The sequence below is a fragment of the Candidatus Rokuibacteriota bacterium genome (assembly GCA_016188005.1).
Taxonomy (GTDB): Bacteria; Methylomirabilota; Methylomirabilia; order Rokubacteriales; family CSP1-6; genus UBA12499.
The window spans coordinates 1-5,280 of record JACPIQ010000058.1; the positions used below are offsets into that span (position 1 = coordinate 1).

General features: G+C 68.7%; 8 protein-coding genes. All 8 read right to left on the reverse strand.

Going from position 1 to position 5,280, the window contains the following annotated elements; translation table 11 throughout:
- Nucleotides 1-431: type I restriction-modification system subunit M N-terminal domain-containing protein (locus tag HYV93_11260; protein ID MBI2526555.1), on the reverse strand; the 431-nt coding region annotated here is incomplete at its 3' end.
- Nucleotides 431-1,588 (reverse strand): Fic family protein, encoded by a 1,158-nt coding sequence (locus HYV93_11265; GenBank protein MBI2526556.1) that lies wholly within the window; start codon nt 1,586-1,588, stop codon nt 431-433. The genes HYV93_11265 and HYV93_11260, both read right to left, overlap by 1 nt.
- Before the next feature lie 96 nt (nt 1,589-1,684).
- Nucleotides 1,685-2,827: a hypothetical protein gene (locus HYV93_11270; GenBank protein ID MBI2526557.1), complete on the reverse strand. Its 1,143-nt coding sequence runs from the start codon at nt 2,825-2,827 to the stop codon at nt 1,685-1,687.
- A 71-nt stretch (nt 2,828-2,898) separates the two neighbouring features.
- Nucleotides 2,899-3,480, reverse strand: coding sequence for a plasmid pRiA4b ORF-3 family protein (locus HYV93_11275; protein ID MBI2526558.1), 582 nt, complete (start codon nt 3,478-3,480; stop codon nt 2,899-2,901).
- Nucleotides 3,477-3,683 carry a type II toxin-antitoxin system HicB family antitoxin gene (locus HYV93_11280; GenBank protein MBI2526559.1) on the reverse strand — a complete coding sequence of 69 codons (207 nt, stop codon included), beginning with the start codon at nt 3,681-3,683 and terminating at the stop codon, nt 3,477-3,479. The genes HYV93_11275 and HYV93_11280 overlap by 4 nt, the downstream gene beginning before the upstream one ends.
- 94 nt (nt 3,684-3,777) lie before the next feature.
- Nucleotides 3,778-4,002, reverse strand: a complete 225-nt coding sequence (locus HYV93_11285; protein MBI2526560.1) for a type II toxin-antitoxin system HicB family antitoxin — start codon at nt 4,000-4,002, stop codon at nt 3,778-3,780.
- Nucleotides 4,003-4,081: 79 nt separating this feature from the next.
- Nucleotides 4,082-4,909, reverse strand: coding sequence for a hypothetical protein (locus HYV93_11290; protein ID MBI2526561.1), 828 nt, complete (start codon nt 4,907-4,909; stop codon nt 4,082-4,084).
- Nucleotides 4,897-5,280 (reverse strand): hypothetical protein (locus HYV93_11295; GenBank protein ID MBI2526562.1); only part of this gene is annotated, 384 nt, incomplete at its 5' end. The genes HYV93_11290 and HYV93_11295, both read right to left, overlap by 13 nt.

A 5,280-nucleotide genomic window follows, 5' to 3' on the forward strand; every position in this document is an offset into this window, starting at 1 on the left:
GTCCGCTCCACGCCCGACATGATCTCGGCGATCAGCTTCTGCCGGGGCGTGGCCCTGGGCCGGTCGCGCAGGCCCCGCAGGTGAGGCAGCAGATCGCCATTGAGGAAGGCGAACATGGCGCCGAGCGCGGCCTCCTGCAGCGCCTGCCGCTTCTTGCCGCCCGGCGCGGCCCAGTCCTGCCAGCGGTAGGGACGCCTGAGCGACGGCGTGAACTCCGCGCCCACCGCCTCGGCCTGCTCCGCCTCGCGCGTCTCGCGCTCGTCCAGGATGCGGAGGAACAGGATCCACGTGAGCTCGGGCACGTACTGGAGCGCGCCGGCGCAGTTCGACCGGCGCATGATGTCGCAGATGGCCTTGACCGCGCCGTTGACCGACTGCTGGGTGGCCAGCCGCTTGCCGTTACCGCTCTTGGCGCGGGGCCGTCTCGCCATCAGCGGATCTCCCGGCGCGTGAGGTTGGCCGGCTCTTCCAGGATGTCCAGCAGCGCCTTCGCGCAGTAGACGCGGTCGCGCCTCGCCGGCCCCACCCGCCCGAGGACCCGGGCGGCCTCCAGCCTGTCGATCGCTCGCTGCGCCGTCGTGAAGGCCACCCGGAGTCGCTCGGCCGCGCGCTTCACGGTGCAATAGGGGTTCTCCGCGATGAGATCGATAAGCCGCAAGGGAACCTGGGACGACGCCCCGGCGACCTTCAGGCGCCAGGTCGCCAGGAGGGAGTTGGTGCGTTCGGCTCGACTCAGCGCGTCCTCGGACTGGCGCGCGACCCCTTCGAGGAAGTAGAGCAGCCATTCCTCCCACTCCGCGCGCTCCTGCACGCCGCGGAGGCAGTCGTAGTAATCGCGCCGCGTCGCCTCAAAGAAGGCGCTGAGGTAGAGCAGCGGGCTCGGCAGCACCCGGCGGTCCATCAGGAACAGGGTGATGAACAGTCGGCCGACGCGACCGTTGCCGTCGCGGAACGGGTGGATCGCCTCGAACTGGTAGTGAGCCAGCGCCACCTGGACGAGAGGCGGGAGCGTCCGGTCCAGGAGGAAGCGCTCCCAGGCCTCGAGGCATGGCCTGATCTCCTCCGGCGGCGGCACGTAGGTCGCCGTGGCCAGCGTCGATCCCGGACGGCCGATCCAGTTCTGCGTGTCGCGGAGATTCCCAGGCGAGGCGTGACCTCCCCGGACGCCGGTCATCAGCTTCGCATGCAGCTCCAGCAGCAGCGGGACCCCGAGGGGCACCTTGCCGAGCCGGCCCAGTCCATGCTCCAGCGCCACGACGTAGTTGCCGACTTCCCGGAGATCGGCCGGGCTCCGCTCGACGGCGATGCCCGCCTCTGCGGCCAGCAGCTCGCCCAGCGTGGCCTGCGTCCCCTCGATACGGCTGGACAGCACCGCCTCGCGGCGGACGAAGGGCCGGATCAAGAGGTGAGGGTCCGGCAGCCGCCCCCCCTCTCCGGCGAGCCGGCCGATCAACCTGTCGGCATCCGACAGCGCCCCCACCAGGGCGGGAGTCCACGTCAGCAAAGGCGGTAACGGGTCCGGCACGCAGGCCGAGTTCCCGTCAGGCAGGCGCACCTTGCGGCTCGGGGGAGGGGCGGAGGAGGGCACCGGGCTCCTTGTCAGCGGCGGCGAAAACAACCTTGCCGCCTGTTTTCGCCATTCAGCCGAACCGATAATAGCACCGCGACCTTTGGAGGCCGGCCTTCAAAACGCCCCGCCGAACGCCCTCCGCAGCAGCGCCGCCGGCAGGGCCTTGGCAGCTTGCAGTTGAGCTTCGGCGCCGGCCCGCGCCCGCTCCACCGCCGCCATCTGCTCATCCAACTTCCGCAGTATCTCCCGTTGCTGAGGAACTGGAGCCAGGGGTACCTCGACTGTCCTCAGCATGGTCAAGGTCATTCGCGGACGAGTCGCCCCGCGCATCGTGTCGGCCACACGGCTCAGGGCCACGGGAGAGTTGAGATACGCTGCCAGATAAGGCGCGAGGACGGAATCCGCTGGGAATCGAAGGCGAAAGCAGTCGGCTTTCACCAAGGCGGGGCCAAGACCATCGGGAATCACACAAGCCCGCCCCGCAGGCCGCGCGCCATCTCCCAACGCCGCCACAACCACATCTCCAGGACGAACACCGTACCGCCGAAGTCCTGCGAAGTGTTCCAGGGCGATGAACGCCTTGTCCGCATCCAGGAATGCGCCTCGTCCGATGTTCTGCAGCCGGACCACCCGGGCCCCGGCGGACGCATAATGCTCCGTCTTCAGGTTGGACCCGAACGGGCCATCGGAAAAGGCATCTGGATCGGAACTCAGCCTGCTGAGGCGCACACGCAGCCAGTTCTTAGCGTCGTCCCCACCGAAGACGGCGTGAAGGAAGCCGACAGGCAGGGCCTTGGCAGCGTGCAGCTGAGCCTCGGCGGCGGCGCGCGCCCGCTCCACCGCTGGAATGCAGCGCGCGAACTCGCACTGCACTTCGTACGGTGGCACATCGATCTCGGCCGCGGCCAATCGCCGAAACAGCATGCGCTCGCGAACCGCTCCTCGCGCCAATGTCTTGATGAACGACGCCCCGGCATCAGATCGGAGCCAGTAGTAGAACCACCGGGGATGAAGGAGCCCGGGGTGCGTCTTGAACACGACATAGTCCGGGCTCGTGATGCCGGGCACCCCTCCTTCATCAAGGAAGGCGATGGACCCGAGAAGGATGCGCATGGGGTTGTAGAAGATGGTGCCGGGTTCAACCAGCTTGTACCGCTCGGGCTGCTTCCCGACCCCTTCCTTCGCATCCGCGAGTCCGGCGCGAGTAGCGCCAACCACACGGTAGGTGGCCCACGAGGGACCGGCGCCCCGGCTCACTTCCTGGAGGCAATCCCCGAGGCGGATCCGGGACAGGGGACAAGGCGCTGCTGCCCGGACGACTCGACCGGTCACGGCTGCCGGAACCGCTTGAGGGCGCGGTTGACGCCGTCGAGGTCGAAGGCCCAGGGATCGAAGGCCCCGCCGACCCACTCCAGCATCTCCGCGTGCTCGGTATGCTTTGGATTCGAGATGGCCGCGAGGAACTCGACGTAGCCGGGGTATCCGCCGCAATCTTCCGGCGGGCAGGCGTGCTGCCCGGCGAGGCAGACCGGATAGCGCTGGCCGGGCTGCGGCGCGACGATCTTCTCGACGAGGAGGTCGTGCTGCCAGTCGTCGCCGAAGTCGTAGACGTACACTAAGCGGGCCTTCTCGCGAGTCGCCACGTCGCACAGCCGGGCGCTGCGCTCGGACACCACCGGCGGGCCTTCCCACTCGTCAGACGGGGTCCCGTAGTGCCGCCCGCGCACGATGTACTCGTGGAGGTGGGAGTCGGTCCAGCCCATGACCCGCTGGATCCCCCGGTGGAGCCGGGCGAGCGTGTAATCCCCCGGAACCTGGAAGCGCCGCCAGATCAGCGGGCGGAGGCCCTTGAGCGTGATCTTCAGCTGGTAGATCGGGCCGGCGATCACGGTCGGAGGGCGATCCTTCACGCGTCTACATACCCACAGACGCTGGTCGGCTCGGGGATGGCGAGCCCATCCTCCCGGAGGCCATCCACGTGGAACCGGATCGCCTCCCGGATGTTCTGCTTGGCCTCTTCCTTCGTGGCGCCGGTGGCGACGCACCCAGGGAGGTCGGGCACGTACGCGGAGAAATTCGCCTCGGCCTTCTCGATGACCACCGCGTAGCGCATCGCATGGTGTCCCTTCACCCCAGGGGCTCGATGAACTCGGCCACGTCCAGCCCTGCGTGAAGCAGGAGACGGCCCGACACCGACGGGAGCTTGGTCATACGGCTACGACCCATGCCTCGAAACGCTCCTCGGGAACTGGGAGATGGTCCTCTTCGAGCACTTCGATATACCCGCTGATTGCCTCCTTGATGTTGGCAATCGCCTCCGCCTTGGTCCGACCCTGGCTCACGCAGCCAGGCAGGCTCGGGCACTCGACCACCCAGTAGCCATCCTCCCCCCGGAAGACAATCACTTGCCTCACTGCATCACCCCCCTCCATCTCGCGCGCGCTCCTCCGCTGGCCGTTCAACAAGATAACATCCGCACCGGGCCTGAGCCCGCCACGTCGAAGCGATGCCTCAGGCGGCGAAGAGGCGCTCCTTGGTCTCGTGCAGGATGTCGGCGGGCTTGCCGAGGGTCTTGAGGGCAGCCAGGCCCCCGGCGCGGACCACGTCGGGCGTCTCGAAGACCTCCGGGCTCTCGAGGCCGTCGGTGCCGGCGCGGGCGAACTGGACGGTCAGGGCCTTGAGGGTAGCCGCCGCCTTCGGTGGCAAGCTGGCGAGCCAGGGGCGGTGCTTGTGGCCGAAGGCCTCGGCGCGGTCGGGCCGCGTCCGCGGTGCGAGGCCGTAGCCCAGCTCGCCGAGCACGTCGTAGAGGTCGTAGTCGGCCATCTCCTCGAGCGCGCGCACGAGGAACGCGGAGCGGCCGGCATCGGGCAACCGGCCCAGCAGCTCCTGGCGCTTGGGCGGATTGATCCAGCGGGCCCGGAAGGTGTCGAGCGTCGGCGCCTCCTCGACGAGCCGCCGCGCCAGCCGCTCCTTGTACTCCTCCACCGTCACCGGCATGGCCTTGCCGTCCACCTGGGTGACGATGTAGCGCCCGGCGTCGGTCACCCGCACGTCGAAGCCCTCGACCAGGAGCGTCCGCTCCGGCGGCCCCGGCGGCTCCACAAGCCCCGTGCTCGCGGCAGGCTTGCGAGCCGGGGTGAAGCGGCTCCTGAACTCCTCGCCGAAGAGACGGGTGGCATCCGTGTAGTCGTAGACGCGGAACATGAGCTTGCCCGACGGCGGATCGATCCGCGTTCCGCGGCCGACCATCTGGTAGAAGGCGATGGGGGAGCGCACGTACTTGAAGAAGACGATGTTCCGGACGCAGGGCACATCCACGCCTGTGGTCAGGAGCTCCACCGTCGGCGGAGCCGGCCCTGGGCGGCGCACCACAGGGTGTAGAGGTTGTTCAGCGCGCTGGCGACGTCATCGGCGTGGCGGTCGCGGGCGCAGAAGACGATGGTCTTCTGCTCGGGTCCGGCGGTGGCAAGGAGATGCGCGAACAGATCGCGCGCCATCTCGGCGACGCGCTCCGGGAGGAGCAGGCGGTCCTCGAAGCTGGACGCTTCGTACCGGGCGCGAGTCTCCACCAGCGCCAGCGCCTCTCCTGTGGCGGCATCGTAGATGGTCTTGCCCTCGAGGTCCCCCTGCTCGATCCCGGTCTCGCGCTCGTTGCGCGGCTTGTCGTCCAGGAAGATGTCGCGCCGGACGATCTCGCAGGCGGCCAGGTA

Excerpts from the sequence above, each read along its gene's own strand:
- HYV93_11285 (MBI2526560.1), bottom strand. The coding sequence starts at position 4,002 with ATGGAGGGGGGTGATGCAGTGAGGCAAGTGATTGTCTTCCGGGGGGAG.
- HYV93_11280 (MBI2526559.1), bottom strand. The coding sequence starts at position 3,683 with ATGCGCTACGCGGTGGTCATCGAGAAGGCCGAGGCGAATTTCTCCGCG.